This window comes from Pseudomonadales bacterium (genome assembly GCA_024234215.1).
In the GTDB taxonomy this organism is placed as follows: Bacteria; Pseudomonadota; Gammaproteobacteria; order Pseudomonadales; family UBA5862; genus JACKOQ01.
On sequence record JACKOQ010000001.1, the window covers coordinates 405927 to 431503 of the forward strand.

Consider the following 25577-nt stretch of genomic DNA (forward strand, 5'->3'; position numbering starts at 1 on the left):
CACATGGCTCTGCACGAATTCCAACTGATCGAACGCTACTTCAGCCAGCCGCCGCTGGCGGCGGTCGGAGTTGCGCCCTGCGCCGGCGTGCGCTGGGGCATCGGCGATGACTGTGCCCTGCTCGACCCGCCGCGCGATGCAGCGCTCGCCATCTCGATCGACACCCTGGTCGAGGGGGTGCACTTTCTGGCAGACGCCGACCCCTTTTCGATCGGCTGGCGTGCGCTGGCGGTCAACCTGAGTGATCTGGCCGCCGTTGCCGCCTCTCCGAGCTGGTTCACCCTGGCGCTGGTACTGCCGGTGGTCGACGAGTTCTGGCTCGATGGCTTCAGCCGTGGCCTGACCGCCTGCGCAGTGCGCTACCGGAGCCTGCTGGTCGGCGGCAATCTGGCGCAAGGTCCGCGCAGCATCACGCTGCAGGTGGCCGGCGAGGTGCCAGTGGCGCTGGCGCTGTCACGGCGCGGTGCCCGGGTGGGCGATGGCCTCTATGTCACCGGTACCCTGGGTGATGCGGCGGCCGGATTGGCGCTGCTGCGCGGCCAGTTGCAGGCCGACGCGACGGACCGTGAGTTCCTGAGCCAGCGCTATCTGCAACCGACGCCGCGCATCGAGGCCGGCTTGCAACTGCGCGGGCTCGCCAGCGCGATGATCGACCTGTCGGATGGTCTTGCCGGTGATCTGCACCATCTGATCAGCGGCAGCGGCGTCGGTTTCACGCTCGAACTGAACGATCTGCCGCTGTCGGCCGCGCTGTGCCGGGTGGTTGATCGTTCCACCGCCCGCCGCTGGGCTTTTGGTCAGGGTGATGACTATGAGCTCTGCTTCACGGCGCCACGCGCCGATGAGGCGCGCATCGAGGCCGCGCTGGCCGCGGTGGGCGTCGGCTGTCGACGGATCGGGCTGGCGACTGCAGCAGCCGGATTGACCCTGACTCTCGACGGTCAGCAGCAGCCGGCCGATGCGGCGCTGCATGGTTACCGCCACTTCGAGGCGCCGCAGTGATGCGCCCGAAACCGGGCTGGAAACAGCTGACGGCGAGCCCGCTCGATGCTTGGGCGCTCGGCTTTGGCGCGGGGCTCTCCCGCTGGGCGCCGGGCACGGTCGGCACGGCGCTGGCGCTGCCGGCGTGGGGCTGGCTCAGCTCGGCCGCGCCGCTGGGGCTCTACCTGCTGCTGCTGGGTGCTGCGATCGTGCTCGGCGTCTGGGCCGCCGCCACGGCGACCCGCCGACTCGGCGTCGATGACCATCCGGCCATCGTCTGTGACGAGATGGCGGCCATCGGTGTGGTGCTACTGGGGGTGCCGGCCGAACCGCTCTGGCTGCTGCTCGGCTTTGCGCTGTTCCGGCTGTTCGACATCACCAAGCCCTGGCCGGTGCGTTGGGCCGACCGGCGGATCAAGGGCGGCTGGGGCATCATGTTCGATGACCTGCTGGCGGCGGGTTACGCCTGGCTGGCGCTGCAGGCTGTGCGCTGGCTGATCTTCTGAACCATTGAATGCGACGCGACAGCGCCGGCTTCACGGCCCCCCGGTCGTGCGCCGGTGTGCCCTGGCCAGATAGTCGTGCGACTGCATCTCCAGCAGGCGGCTGCGGGTGCGTTCGAACTCGAAGCGCAGCCGCTCGCCCTGATACAGCTCGGCAAGCGGTGCGGCCGCCGACAGAATCAGCTTGACGCCGCAGTCGTAGAACTCATCGACCAGGTTGATGAAGCGGCGGCTCTGGTCCTCATGATGGGTGGTCAGCAGCGGGATGTTGCTGATCACCACGGTCTCGAACAGCTCGGCCAGTTCGATGTAGTCACGCTGGCTGCGCGGACCGTCGCAGAGCTGGTCGAAGTCGAACCAGGCCAGATCGTCCACCAGATAGCGCGTCTGGATCGGCCGGTTGTCGATGGTCATCACCGCATCGGCCTCAATCGTCGTCGAGCCGAGTCTTTGAAAGCAGGCCATCAGATTGTCATCGGCCGCCTGACCGAGCGGGCTGTAGTAGAGCGGTGCGCGGGTCAGCGTGCGCAGACGATGGTCGATGCCGCCATCGACATTGACCACCTCGGTGTGCGCCTTCAGCAGCGCGATGGCGGGCAGAAAACGCGACCGCTGCAGGCCGTTCGGATAGAGGCCATCGGGGTGGATGTTGGAGGTGGTCACCAGGATGACCCCCTGGTTGAACAGATGCTCCAGCAGCGTGCCGAGCAGCATCGCATCGGTGATGTCGCTGACGAAGAACTCATCGAAACAGAGCAGCCGGATGCGGCTCGACCAGGCTTGGGCCACGCCGCGCAGCGGGTCGCTCTCGCCCTGCCGCGCCTGCAACTGTGCATGCACCTCGCGCATGAAGCGGTGAAAGTGCATGCGTGCTTTCTCGGCGATCGGCACGGCATCGAACAGCAGATCCATCAGGTAGGTCTTGCCGCGGCCGACACCGCCCCAGAAGTAGAGTCCCTTGATCGGCGTCGGCGGCTTGCGGAAGGGTCGGCTCAACCGACCGAGCAGGCCAGTGGATTGCGGCTGCGTCACCACCAGCTCATCGTAGAGCCGCTGCAGGTGGCGCACGGCCTGCTCCTGTGCCGGATCATGCTCGAAACCGGGCTGCGCCAGCGAGGCGCGGTAGCGTTCGAGCGGGGAGATCGAGGGCAGGAGGGCGGGAATGGACAACAGCGTCAGCCGAAAGAGTCAGGCGGTCACCAGGGTTGGGGCGAGTGCCGCGACCAGGCGGCTGCGCAATTCTACCAACTGTCCATGAAAAAAATGAGAGCAATCGGCAAAGCGCAGCAACTGGTGCGGGCTGTGCAGTTGCTCGGCCCAGGCAGCGACACCGTCGGCGGTGACCAGTTCGTCGGCCTCGCCCTGCAACAGCGTGACCGGGCAGTCGAAGCGCTGCAGGAGGCTGAAATCGAAGCGCCCGACCGGCGGGGCGACCAGAATCAACTGCTCCACCGTCACACCCCAGTCCGCTGCCGCCTGGCAACCCCGTGCGGCGATGTAGGCGCCAAACGAAAAACCGGCCAACCAGAGTCGGGCGTTGCCCTGCTGTGCCAGCCAGTGGCAGAGCGCGGCGAGGTCGTCGAGTTCGCCGCGCCCGTCGTCGTAATGGCCGGAACTGGCACCGACACCGCGAAAGTTGAAGCGCAGGGTGCCTAGACCCAGTTGCTGAAAGCTGCGCATCAGCGTGAAGACCACCTTGTTGTCGAGCGAACCGCCGAACAGCGGGTGAGGGTGGCAGATCACCGCCACCGGCCGGCCTGCCGTCGGCGCCGCGTAGCGCACCTCCAGCACCCCGCAGGGTGCCGGGAGGCGCAGCGGCTGTTCGGTGGCCTTGTCCATGCGGGCGTCGTTTGGTCCGATCAGGATGTCGCCACCGCCTGTGCGGCCGGAATTGGCGGTCGCATCATCAGGGCGGCGATGCCGGCGATCAGGCACATGCCGATGTAGAACCAGAACACCTGGCTGTAGCTGTTGAATTTGTCGAACCAGGCGCCGGCCAGCACCGGACCGAGCGCCGCGATGATGGTGACGATCATGCTGCGCACCGCAAAGAGCGAGGCGTAGTTCTTGCTGCCGAAGTAGTTGGCGATGATCATCGGGCTGGTCACCACCGCCAGACCGTTGCCGAGGCCGAACAGGATGGCGAACAGATAGACCAGCATCGGCTCATGGGCAATGTTGAGCAGGTAGATGCCGACCAGCGAGATCAGCAGCCCGGCGCTCAGCATGTACTTGGGTTCGATGTAGTCACCGAGGGTGCCGGAGAAGACCCGACCGGCCACGCTGAGGAAGCCCACCAGCCCGATCGAGGAGGCGGCCAGCACCTTCTCGTGTCCCAGATCCTGCAGGTGCAGCAGCGCCTGGGTGTTGACCAGGCCACCGCCGAGCGAGGCCATTGAGGCGCAGAGGATGGCGAGCCACAGCACGACGGTCGAGAAGGCGGCTCTGGTCTCCCACGGGTGGCTGGTCTGATAGACCCGGACCTGTTTGACCGGCTTGGTGCTGCCGCTGCTTGTTTCCGAGACGCCGTCGACCTGCTGTCCGACATCGGCCGGCATCTCCTTGACCACCCACAGTGCCAGCAGTGACGAACCCATGCCGGCGCCGGTCATGATCAGCCAGACGATCCGCCAGTCGCCGGTCTGCTTGACCAGCAAGGCGAACAGCGGGGTCAGCACACCGCTGCCGACGCCACCCGCCGCCATGAACAGCCCGATGGCCAGCGCACGGCGCCGGGCGAACCAGTTGGAGATCAGCTGGGTGCCGGGGATGATGGTCTGCATCGCCAGACCCAGTCCGAGAAACAGGCAGGAGAGATAGAATTGCAGCACCGTCTGGGTGGTGTAGGTCAGCAGCGCGCCGATCAGGATCGAAAAGCCGCCCATGAAGATGGTCATGCGGGTGCCGAAGCGGCGAATCATCCAGGCGATCAGCGGACCGCAGAGCCCGAGCGTGGCGCTGGCGATCGAGAAGCCGGCACTGACCTGACTGCGGCTCCAGCCGAAGGCCTGGATCAGGTCGGGCATGGTGGCGGCAAAGCCGTAGAAGACCGTGCCGATGGAGAGAAAATAGATCGCACAGAGCGCGATCAGCAGTCGCCAGCCGTAATACATGCGCTTGTTCCTGTCTGTTATGGTTTTTGGGATCGAACAGCCCGGCAGTGTATAACCTTGCCGGTAGGCATGAAAGGCAGCGGATCGATCAAGAGGAGAAGGCTTGAAAATCTATCTGGTGGGTGGCGCGGTGCGCGACCGGCTGCTGGGGCGGCCGGTGACCGAGCGTGACTGGGTGGTGGTCGGTGCCACGCCTGCCGAGCTGCTGGCGCAGGGCTTTCGTCCGGTCGGCAAGGATTTTCCGGTCTTCCTGCATCCGCGCAGCAAGGAGGAGTACGCGCTGGCCCGCACCGAGTGCAAGGCGGGGCGCGGCTACACCGGCTTCGTCACCTGCTTCGACCCCAGTGTGACCCTCGAGGCCGATCTGCGCCGCCGCGATCTCACCATCAACGCCATGGCCGAAGATGAGAATGGACGGATCATCGACCCCTACGGTGGCCAGCGTGATCTGGCCGGGCGCTGGCTGCGGCATGTCTCTGCGGCCTTTGCCGAGGATCCACTGCGGGTGTTGCGGGTGGCCCGCTTTGCTGCCCGTTACGCACCGCTGGGATTTCGGGTGGCGCCCGAGACCCTGGAGCTGATGCGGCAGATCAGTGCCAGTGGCGAACTGGCCGATCTGGTGCCGGAGCGGGTCTGGCAGGAGCTGGAGCGGGCACTGGGCGAGGCCCGTCCGCGCCTCTTCATCGACCTGCTGCGCGCCTGCGGGGCGCTGGGCTGGCTGCTGCCCGAACTCGATCAGCGGCTGGAGTGCGACGGGGGCGAGCCTCTGCTGGAAGCCCTGGAGCGGGTCGCGATGTTGAGCCCGCAGCCGGAGGTGCGGCTGGCGCTGCTGCTGCATGACCTCGACCCTGAGCAGCCACCGGGCACAGCGGCCCACCGTGCCGCCAACCTGCGACTGATCGACCAGATCTGCGACCGCTGCCGCATCCCCAATCGCCATCGGCAACTGGCCCGGCTGCTGGCAGCGCAGTCGCTGACGGCCCATGCCGCACTGCGGCTCGATGCCGCGGCACTGCTGCAACTGCTCGACAGTCTCGATGCCTGGCGTCGTCCCGAACGGTTCGAGCAGTTTCTGCTGGCCGCCGAGGCCGATGCCGGACGCTGGCCGGCACTGGCCGCCGAGTCGGGCTATCCGCAGGCGGCCTGGCTGCGCCGGCTCCATGCCGCCTGCCGTCAGATCGATGCCGGCCAGTTGAGCGGCACGCTCAGTGGCAAGGCGATCGGTGAGCGGTTGCGACAGGCACGGCTCGCCACGATCGAGCAGCTCCGAGAGACCCTGACTGATTCAAGGGAGCACCCATGAACGAACCCATTCCGGTGCCGAAGGTGGCACTGGTCACCGGCGCGGCGCGGCGCGTCGGCGCCGCCATCGTCGAGCGGCTGCATGGCGCCGGCTATCAGATTCTGCTCAATTACCGCCACTCGGCCGAGGAGGCGCAGGCGCTGGCGGCACGGCTGAACGCGCTGCGCGCGGGGTCGGTCGAGCTGTTGCCGGCTGATCTGTGTCAGATGGAGGCAGTGCAGCAGTTGGCCGAGCTGGCCAGCCAGCGCGGCGTCGGGCTGCTGGTCAACAACGCCTCCAGCTTTGATCCCACGCCGCTTGGCGCGGTGAGCGAGGCGCAGTGGCAGGCGCTCTTCGACAGCAACCTCAAGGCACCGTTCTTTCTGCTGCAGGCGCTGCTGCCGACGCTGCGGGCGCGGCGCGGCGCGGTGGTCAATCTGATCGACATCTATGCCGAGCGGCCGCTACAGGGCTACAGCGTTTACTCCATCTCGAAGGCGGGGCTGGCGATGCTGACCCGCAGCATGGCGCGCGAGCTGGCGCCCGACGTGCGGGTCAACGGCGTGGCACCGGGTGCCATCCTCTGGCCGGAGCAGCCCTCGGCCGAGCAGGCCGCCGCGCAGCAGCGGATTCTGGCGCAGACGCCGCTGGGGCGCACCGGCCGGCTGGAAGAGATTGCCGAGGCGGTCCACTTTCTGGCCGAGGCAACCTATGTCACCGGCCAGATCATCGCCGTCGATGGTGGCCGTTCGCTCTATCTATGAAGCGCTTCGTGGCGAGATGGCGCGTCCGCGCCAACTGAAATCGACCGGGTGCAGCGGCTGACTGTCCCGATCGTAGCCGGCCCAGAGCATGGCGATCGACTGGTCGCTGCCGGGCAGAATCCGCGTCGGGCAGAGCTCGGCCAGCGGCCAGAGCACGTAGGCATTTTCGGTGATCTCCGGACGCGGCAGCAGCAGGCCGGCAAACTCCCCTTGCCGGTCGCCATGGAGCAGAATGTCGATGTCGAGCGTGCGACCCGAGAACTTCGCTCCATCACGCCGGCGTCCCTCGGCCTCCTCGATCGCGCGCAACCGTTGATTCAGCGCTGCCGGATCGAGCTCGGTCTCGATGCCGACCACCAGGTTGTAGAAAGGGGCACCACTGAAGCCGACCGCGGCGCTCTCGAACACCGAGGAGATCTCGAGCGGACCAAACCGCTGCGCCAGCGCATCGAGGCAGCCGCGAATGTGTTGCTCGCGGTCGATGTTGCTGCCGATGCTGAGATAGACCTTCGCCATCAGCCGCGCTCTCCACGCTCGATGATGATGCCCACCGCACGTGAACCGCGCACCGCACCGGGCTTGCTCAGCCGCAGCCGCAACCAAGGGACCGCGAACTCCCGCTGAATCAGCTCGGCGATGCGTTCGGCCAACGTCTCGACCAGCTCGGGGCGGTTCTGCTGCACATAGGCGATGATTCGCTTGGCCACTGCCTTGTAGTCGAGGGTCTCCTCGATCCGGTCGGTGGCAGCCGCACGGCGGATGTCGGTGGCCATCTCCAGGTCGATGCTGATCACCTGTTTGACCTCCTGCTCCCAGGCATAGATGCCGATGACGGTCTCGATGCGCAGATCCTCGATGTAGACGATGTCCATCAACCGACTCCATGGATCAGCGGGGGGATGGGTGGGAGCTGCTCCAGCGGCCAGCGCGGCTGGGTCTCGATGGTCGCCGGCGTGCATTCGCCGGCAGCGAGCCGCAGTGCACCGACCAGCGCGATCATCGCGCCATTGTCGGTGCAAAAGCGCAGGCGTGGGGCATGCAATCGCGCACTTCGGCGCTCGGCCATCGCCGTCAGTTCGGCGCGCAGCCGCAGATTGGCGCTGACGCCGCCGGCGATCACCAGCCGGTGGTAACCGGTTTCGGCCAGCGCCCGCTCGCACTTCTCGCGCAGCGTCTCCACCAGTGCCTCCTCGAAGCCGCGGGCGATGTCGGCCCGCTGCTGTTGATCGAGCGTGCCGGCGCGACGTTGCGTCTCGACCACCTGCAGCACGGCGGTCTTCAGGCCGCTGAAGCTGAAGTCGAGTCCCGGACGGTCGAGCATCGGCCGGGGGAAGCGGAACCGCCCCGGCCGCCCCTGTTCGGCCAACCGGGCGAGTGCGGCGCCACCCGGATAGTCGAGCCCGAGCAGCAGTGCGCTCTTGTCGAAGGCCTCGCCGGCGGCATCATCGAGCGACTCGCCCAGCAGGCGGTAACGGCCGATGCCGGTGACCGCCACCAACTGGGTGTGGCCGCCCGAAACCAGCAGTGCGACGAACGGAAAATCGGGTGGATCGGGCTCCAGCATCGGCGCCAGCAGATGGCCTTCCATGTGGTGCACCGCGATGGCCGGCCGGTCGAGCGCCAGTGCCAGCGAGCGGCCGATGGCCGCGCCCACCAGCAGCGCCCCCATCAGACCGGGTCCGCTGGTGTAGGCGATGCCATCGAGGTCGCGCAGACGCTGTCCCGACTCGGCCAGCACCTGCCGGATCAGCGGCAGCGTCTTGCGGATGTGGTCGCGCGACGCCAGTTCCGGCACCACGCCGCCATACTCCGCATGCAGCGCCGTCTGACTGTAGAGCGCCTCGCCCAGCAAGCCGCGGGTGCTGTCGTAGAGGCCGATGCCGGTCTCGTCACAGGAGGTTTCGATGCCAAGTACCAGCATGGTGCTTCAGTGATTGAGCGGAGACAGAGCTCCAGAAGGGGGAACGATGATAGCCGTCCCGACCGGCGTGTGGAATCGTTGGGCCGCGTGGTGATCACGCTTCGCCTCGATGGGCCTGTCGCCCACCGGTCGAAATTCTCCCGATGGTTTGTACCGCTTCCGATCGGTGCTAGAATGCCGGCCCCGCTCCATCAAGCCGGGGCCCATTGTCATGGGCGTTGGAATCAAACCCACACAGGATCCTATATGCCGTCGGTGAAGATCAAAGAGAACGAACCCTTCGATGTCGCGCTGCGCCGCTTCAAGCGCGCCTGTGAAAAGGCCGGTGTCATGGCCGAGGTGCGTCGCCGCGAATTCTATGAAAAGCCCACTTCGGTGCGCAAACGCAAGGCTGCCGCGGCCGTCAAGCGCCACGCCAAGAAGTTGCAGCGCGAATCGCGCCGCCTGCAGCGACTCTACTGATCCCCTCGCTGCCGCGCAGCATGAGCTCCATCCCCCTCAAGACGCAGATCGCCGAATCGGTCAAGCAGGCGATGAAGGCCGGCGAGAAACGCCGCGTCGCCGCGCTGCGGCTGGTCATGGCCGAGATCAAGCGTGTCGAGGTCGATGAGCGCATCGAGCTCGACGATGCCCGGGTCATCACGCTGCTCGACCGCATGCTCAAGCAGCGGCGCGACTCGCTCGACCACTTCGAGCGTGCTGCGCGCGACGATCTGGCCGAGCAGGAGCGGTTCGAGATCGCGACGATCCAGGCCTTTCTGCCGACACCGCTGACACAGCAGGAGATTGCCGCGCTGATCGACGAGGCGCTCGGGCAACTGACGGTCAGCGGTCCGCAGGCGATGGGCGCGGTCATGGCCTGGCTCAAGCCCAGAGTGCAGGGACGCGCCGAAATGGCCAGCGTCAGTGCCGCCGTCAAGGCCCGACTCAGCGGTTGATCCACGCCTCGGTTTCGCGCACAGTGGCGGTCGGCTCCAGTCCGGGGCCACTGTTGTGAAGCGTCATGGCCGGTCTGATTCCCCAATCCTTCATCGATGACCTGCTCGAGCGGGTCGACATCGTCGATCTGGTCGGCGAGCGCATCCGGCTGCGCAAGTCGGGCGCCAACCACTTCGGCCTCTGTCCGTTCCATCAGGAGAAGAGCCCCTCGTTCTCGGTCAACGGCGACAAGCAGTTCTATCACTGCTTCGGCTGTGGCGCGAGCGGCAACGCGTTGGGATTTCTGATCGCCTACGACCGACTCGAATTTCCGCAGGCGGTCGAGCAGTTGGCGCGGCGGGTCGGTGTCGCGCTGCCTGAAGGCGAGAAGCCGAGTGCGCAGGAGCGCCAGCGCGAGGCGCACCACCAGTTGCTGGCGCAGGTGGCCGACCACTACCGGCGCCAACTCTCCAGCGGCCCGGCTGCCGAGACGGCAAGGCGCTATCTGCATCAGCGCGGTCTCGACCGCGACATCATCGAGCGCTTTGCGATCGGCTTTGCGCCGCCGACGGCCGGCAGCGCCCTGCTGCAGCAATTTCCGACGCAAGAGCAGGCGCTGCTCGAACTGGGGCTGATCCAGAAGAGTGACGGCGGTGTCGCGCGTGACCGCTTTCGCAATCGGGTGATCTTTCCGATCCGCGATCCGCGCGGCCGCACGGTCGGCTTCGGTGGCCGGCTGCTGGGCGAAGGGCAGCCCAAGTACCTCAACTCCTCCGAGTCGCCACTGTTCCAGAAGAGCCATCTGCTCTACGGCCTGCATGAGGCGATCCAGGCGCAGCGGCAACTGGACCGGTTGCTGCTGGTCGAGGGTTACATGGATGTGGTGGCGCTGGCGCAGCATGGCCTCACCCATGCAGTGGCGACGCTTGGCACCGCCACCAGTGTCGAACATCTCAAGCTGGCCTATCGCCGCGTCCATGAGCTGCTGTTCTGCTTCGATGGTGACGCAGCGGGGCGCCGTGCCGCCTGGCGGGCACTGGAGCATCTGCTCCCCCTGCTGCAGGAGGGGCAGCAGGCACGCTTTCTGTTTCTGCCTGACGGGGAGGATCCGGACTCGCTGGTGCGCAAGGAGGGGGCGGAGGCCTTTGCGGCGCGCAGCCAGCAGGCGCAACCGCTGTCGGAATTCTTCTACAGCGAGCTTTGCGCGCAGGTCGACATGGGCAGCATCGATGGCCGGGCGCGGCTGGTCAGCCTGGCGCGCCCGTTTCTGGAGCGGCTGCGAACCGGTTCATTCCGGCAATTGATGGTGCAGCGGCTGGCGGAACTGACCGGCATCGCCGCGGCTGATCTGCTGCTGACATCAGCGACGCAGGTCGAGCAGCCCGATCCCGATTCGCGCCCGTTTGACTCGATGCCTCATGCCCGTCCCCCCCTGCATCAGCGGCGCACTGGGCGCGGGCGTCAGCCGCTGCCGCCGGCCCAGGCCGCGCTGCTGCTGCTGCTGAAGTGGCCGCTGCTGGCGACACGCCAGGCCTGTGTCAATGCGCTGCGTGATTTTCCGACGCAGGGCGACAGTCAGTTGCTGCGCGAAGTGCTCCAGCAGTTGCAGAGGTCGCCCGGGCTTGGGGTGGCCGCACTGCTTGGCCGCTGGCATGGCACCGACCAGGCCGATCTGCTGGCCAGACTGGCGGCACGGGAGAGTTTTCTGTCGCAGCCGCAGGCCGAGGTGGAGCTTGATGCGCTGCTCGCCAAGCTGAGTGGCCATGGCGAGCGCAGGCTGCTCGATGCGTTGCTGGCCCGTCCGTTCGATGCGTTGACGCCGGACGAAAAAGCGCAATTGAAGGTGCTGCTGGAGAGCGAAAGAGCGGGAGCCTCTGCGCCGCCTCGGCGGTAGTCCAGCATCATTAAAAAATTTCTGGTAGTATTTCGCGTTTGGTTGGGCGAGATGCCTGCGAATGAATCCTGGTCGATCACGGGAATTTTTTGGCCGGCGAGCCATCCAATCCAGAACCTTTTGTCTGATTGTGCATCCCCTCCTTGCTTTTGCGGGAAAGATCACCACATCGAACAGCGCTTGCGACTATCTTGATCGGAGTTGAAGCGTTGGTTTTTGCTCTTCGTCGGACCGATCCGGTCCGACCACTTTGCTAAAGGTGTGCAATGTCCGAAATGGAACAGCAGCAGTCCCGTATCAAAATGCTCATCACCCGGGGACGGGAGCAGGGTTTCCTGACCTACGCGGAGGTGAACGACCACCTGCCTGAGGACATTTCCGACCCTGATCAGGTCGAAGAGATCATCCAGATGATCAACGACATGGGGATTGGTGTCTTTGAGGAGACCCCCGATGTCGACACCCTGATGATGACCGAAGGCGATGCCACCGCGGATGAGACTGCGACCGCCGAAGCCGTCGCAGTGCTGGCTGCCGTGGAGAGCGAGGTCGGTCGCACCACCGATCCGGTGCGGATGTACATGCGCGAAATGGGCAGCGTCGACCTGCTGACCCGTGAAGGTGAGATCGTCATTGCCAAGCGCATCGAAGAGGGTGTGCGCGAGATGCTCTGTGCGATGGCCTGCTATCCCGGCACCGTTGGCAAGGTGCTCGATGAATATGCCCGGGTCGGCATGGGTGAGCGCCGCTTGGCCGAGCTGATCAGCGGTTATCTCGATCCGGTCGTCGCGCTGCCGGTCGAGGAGGTGGTGCCGGTCGTCGAGGAAGAGGCTGAATTGGCCGCCGACGTCGTCACCGAAGAGAGCGAGGAGAGCGAGGTCGATACCGGTCCCGATCCAGAAGAGGCCGCACGCCGTTTTGCCGACCTGATGCTCAGGTTCGAAGCCAGCGAGCAGGCGCTGAAAACCCATGGTCGTGGCAGCAAGCCTGCCGACGAAGCCCTGCAGGCCGTGGGTGATGTCTTCAAGTTCTTCAAGTTCACCCCGCGTATCTTCGATCCGATGGTGGCTTCGATCCGGGCGGTGCTGACCCGGATTCGCGAGCAGGAGCGCGAGATCATGAACCTCTGTCTGCGCGAAGGGCAGATGGCGCGGCGCGACTTCATCACCCAGTTCCCCGGCCACGAGGCCGACCCGGAGTGGATCGATCGGGTTGCCGCCGGCCATGGCAAGAGCAAGGCCAAATTCCGCGGCCTGGTTGCGGTCAGGGATGAGGTGCAGCGGCTGCAGCGGCGCCTGCAGGCGATCGAGAGCGAGGTGGGTCTGACCATCGGCGAGATCAAGGAGATCAACCGGCGCATGTCGCTGGGCGAGGCCCGCGCGCGCCGTGCGAAGAAGGAGATGGTCGAGGCCAACCTGCGGCTGGTGATCTCGATCGCCAAGAAGTACACCAACCGCGGCCTGCAGTTCCTCGACCTGATTCAGGAGGGCAACATCGGCCTGATGAAGGCGGTCGACAAGTTCGAGTACCGCCGCGGCTACAAATTCTCGACCTACGCCACTTGGTGGATTCGCCAGGCCATCACCCGCTCGATCGCCGACCAGGCGCGCACGATCCGCATTCCGGTGCACATGATCGAGACCATCAACAAGCTCAACCGCATCTCCCGGCAGATGCTGCAGGAGATGGGACGGGAGCCGACACCCGAAGAGCTGGGCGAACGCATGGAGATGCCCGAAGACAAGGTGCGCAAGGTGCTGAAGATCGCCAAGGAGCCGATCTCGATGGAGACGCCGATCGGCGATGATGAAGATTCGCACCTCGGTGACTTCATCGAGGACAACACGGTCGATCTGCCGATCGAGGCCGCCACCGCCGAGAGCCTGAAGGAGGCCACCCGCGAGGTGCTGGCCGGGCTGACCGCACGGGAGGCCAAGGTGCTGCGGATGCGCTTCGGCATCGACATGAACACCGATCACACGCTCGAGGAGGTCGGCAAGCAGTTCGACGTCACCCGCGAGCGAATCCGGCAGATCGAGGCCAAGGCGTTGCGCAAACTGCGCCACCCCTCCCGCTCCGAGCATCTGCGCAGTTTTCTCGACGAGTGAACCGGCAGCGCCGGTCGACGAAGTCTCCGGGCCTTTAGCTCAGTTGGTCAGAGCGCTCGACTCATAATCGATTGGTCGCAGGTTCAAGTCCTGCAAGGCCCACCAAATCACCACCGTAAAACTGTTGGCCGAAGTAAGGATTGGGGGTACGGTTTCTGCCAAAGTGGAGCGGAAACCGAGGAAACTGGGGTCTGTCCCCGATTCTCGTCGGGGTCTGTCCCCGATTCTCGTCGTCCCCGATTCTCAACGTGCTAGCTCAGGGGCGCGCCGCTTGCGGCGCATCCCGCTGGAGCGACGGGCTGGGCGGCGTTGTACAAGCGCAACTCCCACTCGGCAAGGGGGCTGTTGCCTGCCGCCGTTTTGGCAAGACAGACAATTCGCTCGTATTCGGGTAAAGAGTCATGTTGTGTCCATTTCACGTTCCGACAGGTTGGGATGCGCGACAAGACCATAAAATCAAACGGGCAGTGCGGCGGTGCCGGAATCAGTCCTAGGCACCACATGTACTTGAGGTGGAGATTGAGCGCTTTTTGCGCGGAGCCGATTCTGAACCGTCCTGCATTCAGAGCATTGGGGTGCGAACCAGATAGGGAGTTTGCAAGGCTCTCGATGTTCGCAAGGTGCTGCGCTTCCGAAACGCCGACACTATATTGCTCGGTGAGACGCTCCAGTTCTGAGCGCAGAGCACGGCGGAATGCATCCTTCTCGGCTTCGCCCGAGCCTACTCGGTATAGTTTTCCACGCTGCACTGTAGCCATCAGCGTCATGCTGAAAAATTCATCTTCAAGGAAGGTTTGCTGTTCCGGGTTCATTTCCGACACGCCCGACTAGAATTAGACAGCCCAATTTTTCCGGATGGATAATCCCGTTCCCGCCTTGGAGACAGACCGCGGTTTCCTCAGGCATTGCGGCTGGCGTCCATCCGTGCGCCCATTCATGCAACAATGAGCGCCGGCCACGCTATGGCTGGGGGATGACGCCACAGGCCATGCGCTCGCCGCCGCCACCGAGTGGCGCGGGCTGGTCGGCGTGGTTGTCGCCGCCGGCGTGCAGCATCAGCGCGCGGCCGCTGACATCCGCCAGCTTGAGTCGGGGGGCCAGTACCGGGTGGGTGGCGCTGCCATCTGCGGCGACATGGAGCGGCGGCAGGTCACCCAGATGGCCATCGCCCCAGGGCTCGCCATGCTTCTTGCTGCCTTTGGGGTCGAGGTGGCCACCCGCCGCCAGCGCCGCCACTGCGACACCATTTTTCTGCGCCGGCATGCAGGTGCCATGCTCATGCACATGAAAGCCGTGCAGGCCCGGTGGCAGTCCCTGCAGGGCCGGCTGGAACACCAGTCCATAGGGAGTTTCGGTGATGCGCACGCTGCCCACGGCGGCGCCGATGCCCTGGGCCGTCACCAGGTTGAGGGGGGTGCTGGTCTCGGCAGCCAGCGCCGCGGTGCTGGCGAGCAGGCAGGTGGCGAAGAGGGCGGGAATGCGCATGGGGGGCTCCTTGTGTGCGAGGGAAATTCCAGGTCGTGTTCCATTCATCCAGCCGCAGGTGGACATCAGGCCACTGATCGACGAGACGGTCCGTCGCCAGCGTGCGCTCAGGCCATGCTGGGCTGCGGTTGCCGTTGTTGCAGCCGTTCGATCAACTGGTCTTCGAGCTCGAACCGTTCGGCCAGCACCAAGCCGAGACGCGACAGATCCTCCGGCAGGGCATCGAGCAGTTCGGCGCAGTGCGCTTCGGTGTCGTAGATGTCGTTGAAGGCGATGGCGGCGGCGGTGCTGCGGTCGATCTGGCGCAGCAGCCGGGCGGCCAGGGCCCGGCTGTCGGCGTCGTGGTGCTCGAACTCCTCGATCAGCCGCTCGAACACCTTGAAGTGGCCGGCGCAGAGGTAGTCGAGCAGTGCCTGACAGAGCGCCTGCACCTTGATGGTGATCGGCACCTTCTTGGGGGTGAACTGCCGCAGACCATCGACGGCGACATAGAGCACGGTCAGTTCCTGGCGTCGTTGCAGCCAGTCGTGCAGCAGGGTTTCGATCGGAGTGGTCGTGTCGGCCGGTTGCCGTCGTTGTTCTTTCTGCATGGGTTGCACCTGGGTCGAATCCTGAAAGGCGTGCCGATCGCTGGCGAGCGCCGGGGTTGGCCAGTCTACAAGAAACCGTGAATGTGACCTACTTCACAGCCTCATGCAAACCAATAGACCAGAACGGTGGGGATTGCCAGCGCGACCAGCGTGCCGGTAAGGCCAAGGGCGAGGCTGGCGAAGGCGCCGGCCTGAGCACCCTCGTCGAGGGCGCGGGCGGTGCCGACGCCATGGGCAGCCAGACCGAGGCTGAAGCCGCGAATGCGTGGGTCGCTGATGCCGAGCCAATCGAACAGCACCGGCCCGGCGGTGGCGCCGATGATGCCGGTGATGATGACCAGACCGGCGGCCAGACCCGGTTCGCCGCCGAGAATGCGTGCCACCTCCATGGCGATCGGCGAGGTGGCGGTCTTGGGCGCGATGGTGGCGATCAGCCGGCGGTCGAGTCCGAGCCAGTCGGCCAGCAGCATGGCGCTGGCGGTGGCGGTGGCCACTCCGATCAGCAGCGCGATGCTGAGCGGCCCCCAGAGCCGGCGAATCTCATCCCAGTGGCGGCGCAGTGGCAGGCCGAGCGCGACCGTGGCCGGTCCCAGCAGCAGCACCAGCGGCTGGCTGGCCTGGCGGTAGTCGCCGGCGTCGAGCAGGCCGAGTCCGATCAGCAGCGCGATCGGCAGGGCGGCGATCAGCACCGGATGGAGCCAGACCGGCCGTCCCAGCCGGCGATGCATCCACAGCGCCAGCAGGTAGCCGCCGAGCGTCAGCGCGAGGGCCGTCACCGGCATCGGCAGCAGCGCACTCATCGACCGGGCCAGCGCGCCAGCGCCCATTTGAGGGTGAGGGCGGTCGCGACCAGCGCGCCCAAGGTGCTGAGGGTGATGGCGAGCAGCAGCCGCATCCATTCACTGGCGGAGAGCCCGACCAGAAAGAGCGCGGCGATCAGTGGCGGGATGAAGAACAGCGACAGATGGCTGACCAGCGGGCCACCGGCGCTCTCGGCATCATCGATCAGGCCGGGTGCCGCGCGCAGCAACAGCATCAGCAGCAACATGCCGAGCACTGCACCGGGAATCGGCAGCTGCAGCAGGCGGGTGGTGACTTCGCCCAGCCACTGGGCGGCGAACAGCAGGGTGAGGCCACGGATCATCGCCGCAGCAACTGCACGAGGGCAAGGCCGCAAAAGAGCACGAAGGCGAGCAGCGACCAGTCGGCGATCGACAACCCGAGCAGGCGCCAGGTCACCTCGGCGCAGTTGCCATCGCCCTTGAGTGCCAGCAACAGCACGTCGTTGAGCGGCATCACCTTCACCAGGTAGTCGATGGTCGGCAGACAGGCCGGCACCTGCTCCGGTGGCAGGTGTTGCAGCCAGATCTGCCGCCCTGCCAGCGCGATGCCGAGGTCGGCGAAGATCAGCATCAGCAGGCCATACATCTTGCGGCCGACCCGTGCCGGGTTGTGCAGCAGCGCCAGCAGTGCGGTCAGGCCGATGGCGGCGAAGGCGATCCGTTGCAGGATGCAGAGATTGCAGGGCAGCAGGCCGAGGCCATGTTCCAGCCCGAGGGCAATGGCCAGCAGCAGCGCACAGCCGAGCAGGATCAGGCCATTGAGAGGACGGGTTTGCAGCCAGTAGCGCCAGGAGAGCATCGGTCGATCTGTTCGGAATGGGTTGCAGGGAGCGGCGGAATCACCGCCTGTCGCAGGCGTTCGCGCTCAATGGCCGCGAAGTCATACAGCAGCGGGAAAAATTCGCGGAAATTCTCGCCGATCTGGTCGTAATGCGCCAGCCAGAACCGTTCGAGTTGCTGCACCGGCTGGTGTGGACCCAGTCGCCGCTGAATGATGCGCGCCGCTGTCGCGCCGACTGCGGCGGGGTCGAGATAGCGGCAGAGCAGGTCGTGCTGTGCCAGCAGACGGGCGAAACGGGCTGCCTCGGCCGGCAACCGCGCCTGCTCGCGCTCCAGCAGTGCATAGATGTCGGCGGCATGGTCGGCCAGCGGCTGCGGGCTGAAACAGGTGAAGTGGCGGCTGAGGAAGTGGTCCCGGCCAAGGTCGAGCAGAATCGGACCCAGGCGGCGCAGTGCCGGCGGAAAGTGTTCGATCAGTTGCCGTGTCAGCGGATGGCGGTCGCAGAAGGCATCGATGCGCCGGTGCAGCATGATGCTGGCACTGAGCAGGTCGGGGTAGGGGGTGGCGATCGGTCCCTTGCGAAAGTCGCCCAGCAGTGCCCCCAGTCGCCACTCATCCTCGGTGCCGGCCAGCAGGAAGTGGGCCAGATGGTTCATGCCCGGGTTTCATCGCGAATCGGCTGTTGCTGATAGGCCTGCAGGAAGCTGTCGAAATCGAGCTGGTCGCTGGCTTCGATCTGCTGCTGCGCATGCCAGGAGGCCTCGGCCAGTTCGGCGAAATGGGCGTGCCGGTCCGGCGGCAGCGGCCGGCTGCGAAAGTGCCGTTCGTGCGCCAGGGAGTGCTGCATGGCGAACTGCGAGAAGCTGAGGCGCTGATCGCGCATCTCGGCCAGGATGCGTGCGGCCGGGGTCAGGTCTGCATCGTGCAGCCGGGCGGTGAGCCGGGTGAGGGTCTGGCGGTAGCTGTCGCCACCCCAGCTTTGGTCGAGCTGTTCCGCGGCGGGCGCCATCTGCTCCATCAGCGCATGGCCCCAGTCGGTCAGTCGCACCGGGCTGCCGGCGCGAAGCAGGGTCACTCCGGGACGGCGTCCCTCGTTGACGACGGTTTTCTGGTTGTGCTGGATGGCGTGGCACTCGTCACGGCTGATTGGCGGACTGTCGTCAAGGGCGGCGTTCAGCAGAAAGATGTCGAGCAGGCGAATCTGCTCGGCATCGATGCCAAGCGGCAGGTAGGGGTTGAGATCGAGGCAGCGCACCTCGACATACTCCACGCCGCGCTGGTGCAGCGCATGGAGCGGTTTTTCACCCGAGTTCGCCACCCGTTTGGGGCGGATCGGGCTGTAGTACTCGTTTTCGATCTGCAGCAGGTTGGCGTTGATCTGCCGGTACTCGCCATCGACCTTGACGCCGATCTTCTGATAGGCGGGATAGGGGGTGGTCATGGCACCGTAGAGCGTGTCGATGTAGTTGTCGAGGTCGTTGTGGGTGATGGTCAGGCTCGACTGGGCATCGCTCTGGTAGCCGACGCTGCCCATGCGCAGCGAGGTGGCGTAAGGCAGGTAGAGCGAGCCGTCATCGAAGGATTCGAGCTGATGTGGCCGATTGGCGACCAGGCTGCGACACAGCGCCGGGGCCGCACCGAACAGATAGATCAGCAGCCAGAAGTGTCGGCGGAAGTTGCGGATCAGTGCAAAGTAGCGGTCGGTCTTGTAGTCGTTCAGCGAACGCCGGTCGCCCTGCCGCGCCTGCAGGGCCTGCCACAGGCTGTCGGGCAGCGAGAAGTTGTAGTGGATGCCGGCAATGGTCTGCATCGCCCGGCCGTAGCGGTGGCCCAGGCCGATGCGGTAGAGGTGCTTCAGGCGGCCGATGTTCGAGTTGCCATACTCCGCCACCGGAATCTGCGTATCGTCGGCGAGCACGCAGGGCATGCTGGCACACCAGAGCAGCTCCTGATCGAGGGCGCCATAGACACAGCGGTGGATCTCGTCGAGCAGTGTCAGCGTCGCCTCGATGCCGGTCGAGGTGGGGGTGATCAGCTCGATCAGCGCTTCGGAGTAGTCGGTGGTGATCAGCGGATGGGTCAGCGCCGAGCCCAGCGCGGCCGGATGGCGGGTCGGCGCCAGCAATCCGCTGCGGTCGATGCGCAGGCTCTCCTTCTCGATGCCGCGAAGAATGCCGCGCAACATCGGCGCCAGCTCATCGCTGTCGAACGTGGAGAGGTCGGTGTTGTCATTGGGCACGGTCAAACTCCAGCGCGAGTGTTGAGCCGGAGACTCTACCACGGCCACGGGTGATTCGACCTGCTGGAGAACTCCGCAGGGGAGTCCTCCAGGGCATGGCGGTTACAGAGCGGGGCCCGCCTGCAGGATGGCGTCGGAGACGGTGAACTTCTTGAAGTTGTCGGCGAACTGCTGGATCAGGTTGCGTGCCTGCGCGTCATAGGCGGCAGGGTCTTCCCAGGTGTTGCGCGGGTTCAGCAGCTTTGGATCGACGCCCGGCACACTGGTGGGAACGCGCAGATTGAGTCCCGGCAGCAGTTCGGTCTCGACATGGAGCAGCGCGCCGGACTGCACCGCCTTGATGATGGCGCGGGTGGTGGGGATGCTGAAGCGCTGGCCGCCGCGGCCATGGGCGCCGCCGGTCCAGCCGGTGTTGACCAGATAGACCTGGCTGCCGAACTCCTCGATCCGCTTCATCAGCAACTCGGCGTAGACGCTCGGTGGCCGCGGAAAGAACGGCGCGCCGAAGCAGGTGGAGAAGGTCGACTTGATGCCGCCGCCCGAGCCCATTTCTGTGGAGCCGACCAGCGCGGTGTAGCCACTCAGGAAGTGGTAGGCGGCGGCCTCTTTCGACAGCAGCGACACCGGCGGAATCACGCCGGTGAGGTCGCAGGTCAGAAAGATGATCACCTTCGGTTCGCCGGCGCGGTTCTCCTCGACCCGTCGCTCGACATGCTCGCGCGGATAGACCGCCCGGCTGTTCTGGGTCAGGGAGTCATCGGCATAGTCGGGTTCGCGGGTGAGCGGGTTGACCACCACATTTTCGATCACCGAGCCGAACTTGATCGCATCCCAGATCACCGGCTCGTTCTCGCGGCTCAGGTTGATGCATTTGGCATAGCAGCCGCCCTCGATGTTGAAGACGGTACCACGACCCCAGCCATGCTCGTCATCACCGATCAGGTAGCGTTCCGGATCGGCCGACAGGGTGGTCTTGCCGGTGCCGGAGAGGCCAAAGAAGAGCGTCACCGACTGATCATCGCCCATGTTGGCGGCGCAGTGCATCGGCAGCACGTCTTTTTCGGGCAGCAGAAAATTCTGCACCGCGAACATCGCCTTTTTCATCTCGCCGGCGTACTTCATGCCGGCCAGCAGGACCTTGCGCTGGGCGAAGTGGATGATGACGGTGCCATCGCTGTTGGTGCCGTCACGCTTGGGATCGCAGACGAAGTTGGCGGCATTGATAATCTGCCACTCACCCTTGCCCTTGGGGTTGTATTTTCCGGGCTGGATGAACAGGTTGCGGCCAAAGAGGTTGTGCCAGGCGGTTTCGGTGGTCACCCGCGTCGGGATGTAATGCTCCGGATCGGCACCGACATGCAGGTGAGAGACGAACTGGTCCTTGTCGGCCAGGTAGCTCTCGACCCGTTCCCACAATGCATCGAAATCATCGGCATTGAATGGCCGGTTGATCGCCCCCCAGTGGATGGCATCGGCGGTGCTGGGCTCTTCGACGATGAAGCGGTCGACTGGCGAGCGACCGGTGCGTCGGCCGGTGGAGACGACCAGTGCGCCATTGCTTGCAAGGATGCCCTCACCCCGTCGGACGGCCTCTTCGGCCAGTTGGGCGGGGCTGAGGTCGCGGTAAATCGCGGGTTCGATCTTGGCGGAGAGCGCAGTGGTCATGGGCTTACTCGATCCTGTATGCGGTGGGCGGTGAATGAACTGGCGCAGGTAAAGCGGCTGAGGGGCACGATGCGGGATGGTGTGATCGGTCGGGAAGGCGCCATGGCCGGCAATTATGGCAAAAGCGGCCCTGCTGTGCCATGTTTGCGGCCGCTGCCATCATGGCTCAAAGTCTGAAGCATCTTGCAGATTGTGCAACTGCCGCCGCTGCCGTTTGGTGGGGCGACCCGGCGGTGGGGCGGCCAGCAACCGATCGAGCTGGCGCATTTGGCCACGCGCTTCACGGGCAGCGAGGCTGGCGGAGGTCTCTTCATAGAGCTGTTGGGCAATGGGTGCGGCGCCGCGTCGTGCCGACAGCGCGCGCACCACCACCTCCTTCTCATCCCAACCCAGACGGATGCGCAGCAGGGCGCCGATCTGCACCTCCCGACCCGGTTTGACCCGCTGGCCGTTGTAGTGGACCTTGCCGCCACTGATTGCCTCCTGGGCCAGCGTCCGGCTTTTGAAGAAGCGTGCTGCCCACAGCCATTTGTCGAGCCGGACCGGTTCGGCGTCGGCAGGTTCGCTGACCTTTTTTACCATAGGGCCGAGAACTGCTCGATCGCCGGAAAGGCAAGCCCGTCGCGAGGGGGCTGCTGACTGTCCGGCTGGGCGATGGTGATCAGGTGGCGAATGCCGAACTGCTGCGCGCTGCGCAGCACCGACTCGTTGTCGTCGATCAGCAGGGTGCGGGCCGGATCGAACGGTGTCACCTGTTGCAGCGATTGCCAGAGGGTCGGCTGTTCCTTGGGCTGGCCGAAATCGTGGGCGCTGTAGAGCGCATCGAGGTGCTGATCGAGCCGGGTGTGGAGCAGCTTGAGGTCGAGGCTGTCGCGGTGGGCATTGGTGATCAGGATGCGCTGCTTGCGCTCGGTGGCCAGTCGCTGCAGAAAGGCCACGGTATCACCACGCAGTGCGATCAGGTGGGCCACCTCGCGCTTGAGTCCGACGATGTCGAGCTCCAGCGTGCGCGACCAGAAGTCGAGACAGTACCAGTTGAGCGTTCCCTGCTGGTTGGCCACCGCCTGCCGCAGCCGTGGCGCCGCCTCGGTCAGCGCCATGCCATGCCGTTCGGCATAGCGGCGCGGCAGATGTTCGACCCAGAAGTGGTTGTCGAAGTGCAGGTCGAGCAGGGTGCCATCCATGTCGAGCAGTACGGTGTCGATCTCTTTCCAGTCGAGCATTCGGTCAATCCGGCGGTTGGCAAGGGCGGTTTTGCTGTTAGGCTTGTGCGGGCAAGCCTTTTGAACCTCCGCATTCTACAGGAACCACCATGGATCAACGCGCCCTGCTCGAAGCTGTCATTGACATCGCCTGCCATGCCGGCGACGCGATACTCGAAATCTATCAACGCGATGACCACGGCGTGACCGACAAGGCCGACACCTCGCCGCTGACGGCTGCTGACCTGGCGGCGCACCACCTGATCGTGGCCGAGCTGGCGCGGTTGACGCCGGAGATTCCACTGCTTTCCGAGGAGTCGGGGGGTATCACGACAGCAGAGCGCCGAAGCTGGCAGCGTTACTGGCTGATCGACCCGCTCGATGGCACCAAGGAGTTCATCAACCGCAATGGCGAATTCACTGTCAATATCGCGTTGATCGAGGCGGGTTGTCCGGTGCTCGGTGTGGTCCATGTGCCGGTGCAGCAACGTACCTATGCCGGCGCGCAGGGGCTGGGTGCGCAGAGCCGGCAGTCGGGCCAGCCGGCGCGGACGATTCAGGTCCGGCCGCTGGCGCCACGGCTGGCGGCACAGCAGCCGGTGGTGGTGGTCGGCAGTCGCCGGCATGGCACCGAGCAACTGGAGGCCTGCATCGAGCGCATTCGCGCAAAACTGGGGCCAGTGGAGCTGACCAACATGGGCAGCTCGCTGAAGATCTGTCTGGTGGCGGCCGGTGAGGCCGACCTCTACCCCCGTCTCGGTCCCACCTGTGAGTGGGACACCGCTGCGGCCCAGGCGGTGCTCGAAGCCGCCGGCGGCATGCTGACCGACCCGCAGTTGCAGCCATTGCGCTACAACCAGAAAGAGGAGCTGCTCAATCCCTTCTTCTACGCCATGGGCGACCGCGGCATCGACTGGCGGTCGGTGCTGCTCTGAGCCTGGTCGCCCTCCTGCCGGGGCCATCAGGGGGGATGGCCTCGGCAGGGTGGAAGGCTCACTGGATGCGCGGCTTCAGCTCGCCCCGCTGATAGCGCTGGTAGAACAGCTCGAGCGAGACCGGTTTGATCTTCGAGGCCTGCCCGGCGGTGCCGAAGGCTTCATAGCGCGCCTTGACGATCGACTTCATCGCCTTGACGGTCTCGCTGAGGTATTTGCGCGGATCGAACTCGGACGGGTGCTGCGCCAAGTAGCGGCGAATGGCGCCGGTCGAGGCGAGCCGCAGGTCGGTATCGATGTTGATCTTGCGCACGCCATGCTTGATGCCGGCCTGGATCTCTTCGACCGGCACGCCGTAGGTCTCCGGAATCTCGCCGCCATACTCGTTGATGATCGCCAGCCACTCCTGCGGCACCGAGGAGGAGCCATGCATCACCAGATGGGTGTCGGGAATGCGGGCGTTGATCGCCTTGATGCGATCGATGGCGAGAATGTCACCGGTCGGTGGGCGGCTGAACTTGTAGGCGCCATGGCTGGTGCCGATGGCAATGGCCAGCGCGTCGACCTCGGTCTCCTTGACGAAGCGGGCAGCCTCATCGGGGTCGGTCAGCAGTTGGTCATGGCTCAATACGCCATCGGCGCCGATGCCGTCCTCCTTTCCGGCGGTGCCGGTCTCCAGTGAACCGAGACAGCCCAGTTCGCCCTCGACCGAAACGCCGCAGGCGTGGGCCATCTCCACCACCCGGCGGGTGACGGCCACATTGTAGTCATAGTCGGTGGGGGTCTTGCCGTCCTCGCCCAGTGAGCCATCCATCATCACCGATGAGAAGCCGAGCTGGATCGAGCGCTGGCAGACGGCCGGACTGGTGCCGTGGTCCTGATGCATCACCACCGGGATGTGCGGAAACTCCTCGACCGCCGCCAGGATTAGGTGGCGCAGGAAGTTGGCACCGGCATATTTGCGGGCGCCGGCCGATGCCTGCACGATGACCGGGCTGTCGGTCTCACTGGCGGCTTCGAGAATCGCCCGCATCTGCTCCAGGTTGTTGACGTTGAAGGCGGGTACGCCGTAACCATGCTCGGCGGCGTGGTCCAGCAGTTGACGCATGCTGACTAGGGCCATGATCGTTCACCTTTGATTGAGATTGGTGGATAAGTGATTCTTCAGCGGCTGGCGCGCAGTTCGAGCGCCGCAACGGCCGGCAGGGTCTTGCCCTCGACATATTCAAGAAAGGCGCCGCCGCCGGTGGAGATGTAGGAGAGCCGCTCGCCGATGCCATATTTGTCGATCGCGGCCAGCGTATCGCCCCCGCCGGCCAGTGAAAAGGCCGTGCTGGCAGCAATGGCTTCGGCCACTGTCCGGGTGCCATGGCCGAACTGCTCATGTTCAAAGACGCCGACCGGGCCATTCCAGAGCACCGTGCCCATCTGCTGAATGATCTCGGCATAGCTGGCGGCAGTGACCGGGCCGATGTCGAGGATCATCTCATTTTCTGCGACGGCATCGACCGGCTTGATGGTGGCGCGGGCTTCGGCGCTCAACTCGGTGGCCACCACCACGTCGCTCGGCAGTGGAATCTGCCCATTGGCCATCAGCCGCCGCGCTTCGTCGAGCAGATCGGCCTCGAACAGCGAGCGGCCCACCGGGTAGCCGGCGGCGGCCAGAAAAGTGTTGGCGATGCCGCCGCCGACGATCAGCCGGTCGACCTTTTGCGACAGTGAATCGAGCACCGTCAGCTTGGTCGACACCTTGGAGCCACCGACGATCGCCAGCAGCGGCCGCTGCGGATTCTTGAGCGCCAGCGCCAGTGCATCCAGCTCGGCGGCCAGCAATGGACCGGCACAGGCGACCGGGGCATGCTGCACCACGCCATGGGTCGAGGCTTCGGCGCGGTGGGCGGTGCCGAAGGCATCCATCACGAAGATGTCGCACAGTGCCGCCATCTTCTGTGCCAGGGCGGGATCATCCTTCTTCTCACCCTTGTTGAAACGGACGTTCTCGCACAGCACCAGGCTGCCCGCAGCCACCTCGACACCGTCGAGCCAGTCACGCACCAGCGGCACCTCGCGCCCGAGCAGCTCACCGAGCCGGGCGGCGACCGGTGCCAGCGACAGTTCCGGGTCGAACTTGCCCTCTTCGGGGCGGCCCAGATGCGACAGCACCATCACCCGGGCGCCGGCATCGAGCGCCGCACGCAGTGTCGGCAGGCTGGCCAGCAGGCGGGCGTCACTGCCGATGCGCCCCTGCTTGATCGGCACATTGAGGTCTTCGCGAATCAGTACCCGCTTGCCGCTGAGGTCAAGGTCGAGCATCCGTTTGAATGTCATGCCAAAGCTCCTTGGAATGGATCAGG

28 protein-coding genes and 1 tRNA gene are annotated in these 25577 nt (G+C 65.4%); 10 read left to right on the forward strand and 19 right to left on the reverse strand.

What is annotated here, in order from left to right; genetic code table 11:
* The first annotated feature begins 3 nt into the window (after nt 1-3).
* Nucleotides 4-1002 carry a thiamine-phosphate kinase gene (thiL, locus tag H7A13_01990; protein ID MCP5332126.1) on the forward strand — a complete coding sequence of 333 codons (999 nt, stop codon included), beginning with the start codon at nt 4-6 and terminating at the stop codon, nt 1000-1002.
* Complete coding sequence (locus H7A13_01995; GenBank protein MCP5332127.1) at nt 1002-1487, forward strand: phosphatidylglycerophosphatase A; 486 nt, start codon at nt 1002-1004, stop codon at nt 1485-1487. Before thiL ends, H7A13_01995 begins: the two co-directional genes overlap by 1 nt.
* A 30-nt stretch (nt 1488-1517) precedes the next feature.
* Here the strand turns inward: H7A13_01995 and H7A13_02000 are convergent, their stop codons facing one another.
* From H7A13_02000 to H7A13_02010, 3 genes are read right to left on the reverse strand one after another with little or no spacing between them, the layout of a single operon-like run.
* On the reverse strand, nt 1518-2627 hold the full coding sequence (locus H7A13_02000; protein ID MCP5332128.1) for a cell division protein ZapE: 1110 nt from the start codon (nt 2625-2627) through the stop codon (nt 1518-1520).
* Nucleotides 2628-2672: 45 nt separating this feature from the next.
* Complete coding sequence (locus tag H7A13_02005; protein ID MCP5332129.1) at nt 2673-3323, reverse strand: alpha/beta hydrolase; 651 nt, start codon at nt 3321-3323, stop codon at nt 2673-2675.
* Nucleotides 3324-3343: 20 nt separating this feature from the next.
* Nucleotides 3344-4597: an MFS transporter gene (locus H7A13_02010; protein ID MCP5332130.1), complete on the reverse strand. Its 1254-nt coding sequence runs from the start codon at nt 4595-4597 to the stop codon at nt 3344-3346.
* 103 nt (nt 4598-4700) lie between these two features.
* Here H7A13_02010 and H7A13_02015 point away from each other — a divergent pair, with 103 nt between their 5' ends.
* A complete protein-coding gene (locus H7A13_02015) occupies nt 4701-5900 on the forward strand; it encodes a multifunctional CCA addition/repair protein (protein MCP5332131.1) in 1200 nt (399 codons plus the stop codon).
* Entirely contained in the window at nt 5897-6643 is a 747-nt protein-coding gene (locus H7A13_02020; GenBank protein MCP5332132.1) for a pteridine reductase, read from the forward strand. The genes H7A13_02015 and H7A13_02020 overlap by 4 nt, the downstream gene beginning before the upstream one ends.
* Here the strand turns inward: H7A13_02020 and folK are convergent.
* From folK to tsaD, 3 genes are read right to left on the reverse strand one after another with little or no spacing between them, the layout of a single operon-like run.
* Nucleotides 6638-7159, reverse strand: a complete 522-nt coding sequence (folK, locus tag H7A13_02025) for a 2-amino-4-hydroxy-6-hydroxymethyldihydropteridine diphosphokinase (GenBank protein ID MCP5332133.1) — start codon at nt 7157-7159, stop codon at nt 6638-6640. The genes H7A13_02020 and folK overlap by 6 nt on opposite strands.
* Entirely contained in the window at nt 7159-7515 is a 357-nt protein-coding gene (folB, locus tag H7A13_02030) for a dihydroneopterin aldolase (protein MCP5332134.1), read from the reverse strand. Before folB ends, folK begins: the two co-directional genes overlap by 1 nt.
* Nucleotides 7515-8564, reverse strand: coding sequence for a tRNA (adenosine(37)-N6)-threonylcarbamoyltransferase complex transferase subunit TsaD (gene tsaD / locus H7A13_02035; protein ID MCP5332135.1), 1050 nt, complete (start codon nt 8562-8564; stop codon nt 7515-7517). The genes folB and tsaD overlap by 1 nt, the downstream gene beginning before the upstream one ends.
* Before the next feature lie 246 nt (nt 8565-8810).
* Between tsaD and rpsU the strand changes: the two genes are divergently transcribed.
* From rpsU to H7A13_02060, 5 genes are all read left to right on the forward strand, one after another.
* Nucleotides 8811-9026 carry a 30S ribosomal protein S21 gene (gene rpsU, locus H7A13_02040; protein MCP5332136.1) on the forward strand — a complete coding sequence of 72 codons (216 nt, stop codon included), beginning with the start codon at nt 8811-8813 and terminating at the stop codon, nt 9024-9026.
* Nucleotides 9027-9055: 29 nt separating this feature from the next.
* Nucleotides 9056-9502, forward strand: a complete 447-nt coding sequence (locus H7A13_02045) for a GatB/YqeY domain-containing protein (GenBank protein MCP5332137.1) — start codon at nt 9056-9058, stop codon at nt 9500-9502.
* 65 nt (nt 9503-9567) lie between these two features.
* A complete protein-coding gene (locus H7A13_02050; protein ID MCP5332138.1) occupies nt 9568-11376 on the forward strand; it encodes a DNA primase in 1809 nt (602 codons plus the stop codon).
* A 266-nt stretch (nt 11377-11642) separates the two neighbouring features.
* Nucleotides 11643-13484 carry an RNA polymerase sigma factor RpoD gene (gene rpoD / locus H7A13_02055; GenBank protein ID MCP5332139.1) on the forward strand — a complete coding sequence of 614 codons (1842 nt, stop codon included), beginning with the start codon at nt 11643-11645 and terminating at the stop codon, nt 13482-13484.
* A gap of 28 nt (nt 13485-13512) precedes the next feature.
* Nucleotides 13513-13589 (forward strand) — tRNA-Ile (locus H7A13_02060).
* Nucleotides 13590-13735: 146 nt separating this feature from the next.
* On the opposite strand, the gene H7A13_02065 is transcribed toward H7A13_02060, so the two are convergent.
* The 11 genes from H7A13_02065 to yrfG all read right to left on the reverse strand — a co-directional run bounded on the left by H7A13_02065 (nt 13736) and on the right by yrfG (nt 22309).
* Nucleotides 13736-14296 (reverse strand): hypothetical protein, encoded by a 561-nt coding sequence (locus tag H7A13_02065; protein ID MCP5332140.1) that lies wholly within the window; start codon nt 14294-14296, stop codon nt 13736-13738.
* A 148-nt stretch (nt 14297-14444) separates the two neighbouring features.
* Nucleotides 14445-14969, reverse strand: a complete 525-nt coding sequence (locus H7A13_02070; protein ID MCP5332141.1) for a superoxide dismutase family protein — start codon at nt 14967-14969, stop codon at nt 14445-14447.
* A 107-nt stretch (nt 14970-15076) separates the two neighbouring features.
* Entirely contained in the window at nt 15077-15559 is a 483-nt protein-coding gene (locus H7A13_02075) for an Rsd/AlgQ family anti-sigma factor (protein MCP5332142.1), read from the reverse strand.
* Between the two features lie 101 nt (nt 15560-15660).
* Nucleotides 15661-16359 (reverse strand): LrgB family protein, encoded by a 699-nt coding sequence (locus tag H7A13_02080; protein ID MCP5332143.1) that lies wholly within the window; start codon nt 16357-16359, stop codon nt 15661-15663.
* Entirely contained in the window at nt 16356-16703 is a 348-nt protein-coding gene (locus H7A13_02085; protein MCP5332144.1) for a CidA/LrgA family protein, read from the reverse strand. The genes H7A13_02080 and H7A13_02085 overlap by 4 nt, the downstream gene beginning before the upstream one ends.
* The gene (locus H7A13_02090; GenBank protein ID MCP5332145.1) at nt 16700-17200 is read right to left on the reverse strand and encodes a disulfide bond formation protein B; all 501 of its coding nucleotides are present in this window, start codon (nt 17198-17200) and stop codon (nt 16700-16702) included. The genes H7A13_02085 and H7A13_02090 overlap by 4 nt, the downstream gene beginning before the upstream one ends.
* On the reverse strand, nt 17152-17838 hold the full coding sequence (locus H7A13_02095) for a DUF479 domain-containing protein (protein ID MCP5332146.1): 687 nt from the start codon (nt 17836-17838) through the stop codon (nt 17152-17154). Before H7A13_02095 ends, H7A13_02090 begins: the two co-directional genes overlap by 49 nt.
* A complete protein-coding gene (locus H7A13_02100; protein MCP5332147.1) occupies nt 17835-19367 on the reverse strand; it encodes a glutamate--cysteine ligase in 1533 nt (510 codons plus the stop codon). The genes H7A13_02095 and H7A13_02100 overlap by 4 nt, the downstream gene beginning before the upstream one ends.
* A 156-nt stretch (nt 19368-19523) precedes the next feature.
* Nucleotides 19524-21086, reverse strand: a complete 1563-nt coding sequence (locus tag H7A13_02105; GenBank protein ID MCP5332148.1) for a phosphoenolpyruvate carboxykinase — start codon at nt 21084-21086, stop codon at nt 19524-19526.
* Nucleotides 21087-21245: 159 nt separating this feature from the next.
* Nucleotides 21246-21668, reverse strand: a complete 423-nt coding sequence (locus H7A13_02110) for an RNA-binding protein (GenBank protein MCP5332149.1) — start codon at nt 21666-21668, stop codon at nt 21246-21248.
* Nucleotides 21662-22309: a GMP/IMP nucleotidase gene (yrfG, locus tag H7A13_02115; protein ID MCP5332150.1), complete on the reverse strand. Its 648-nt coding sequence runs from the start codon at nt 22307-22309 to the stop codon at nt 21662-21664. Before yrfG ends, H7A13_02110 begins: the two co-directional genes overlap by 7 nt.
* Nucleotides 22310-22398: 89 nt before the next feature.
* Here yrfG and cysQ point away from each other — a divergent pair, with 89 nt between their 5' ends.
* Nucleotides 22399-23223 (forward strand): 3'(2'),5'-bisphosphate nucleotidase CysQ, encoded by an 825-nt coding sequence (gene cysQ / locus H7A13_02120; protein MCP5332151.1) that lies wholly within the window; start codon nt 22399-22401, stop codon nt 23221-23223.
* Between the two features lie 58 nt (nt 23224-23281).
* Here cysQ and H7A13_02125 read toward each other — a convergent pair whose 3' ends face one another.
* Nucleotides 23282-24346 (reverse strand): fructose-bisphosphate aldolase class II, encoded by a 1065-nt coding sequence (locus H7A13_02125; GenBank protein MCP5332152.1) that lies wholly within the window; start codon nt 24344-24346, stop codon nt 23282-23284.
* Between the two features lie 41 nt (nt 24347-24387).
* Nucleotides 24388-25551: a phosphoglycerate kinase gene (locus H7A13_02130; protein ID MCP5332153.1), complete on the reverse strand. Its 1164-nt coding sequence runs from the start codon at nt 25549-25551 to the stop codon at nt 24388-24390.
* Nucleotides 25552-25577: the final 26 nt, after the last annotated feature.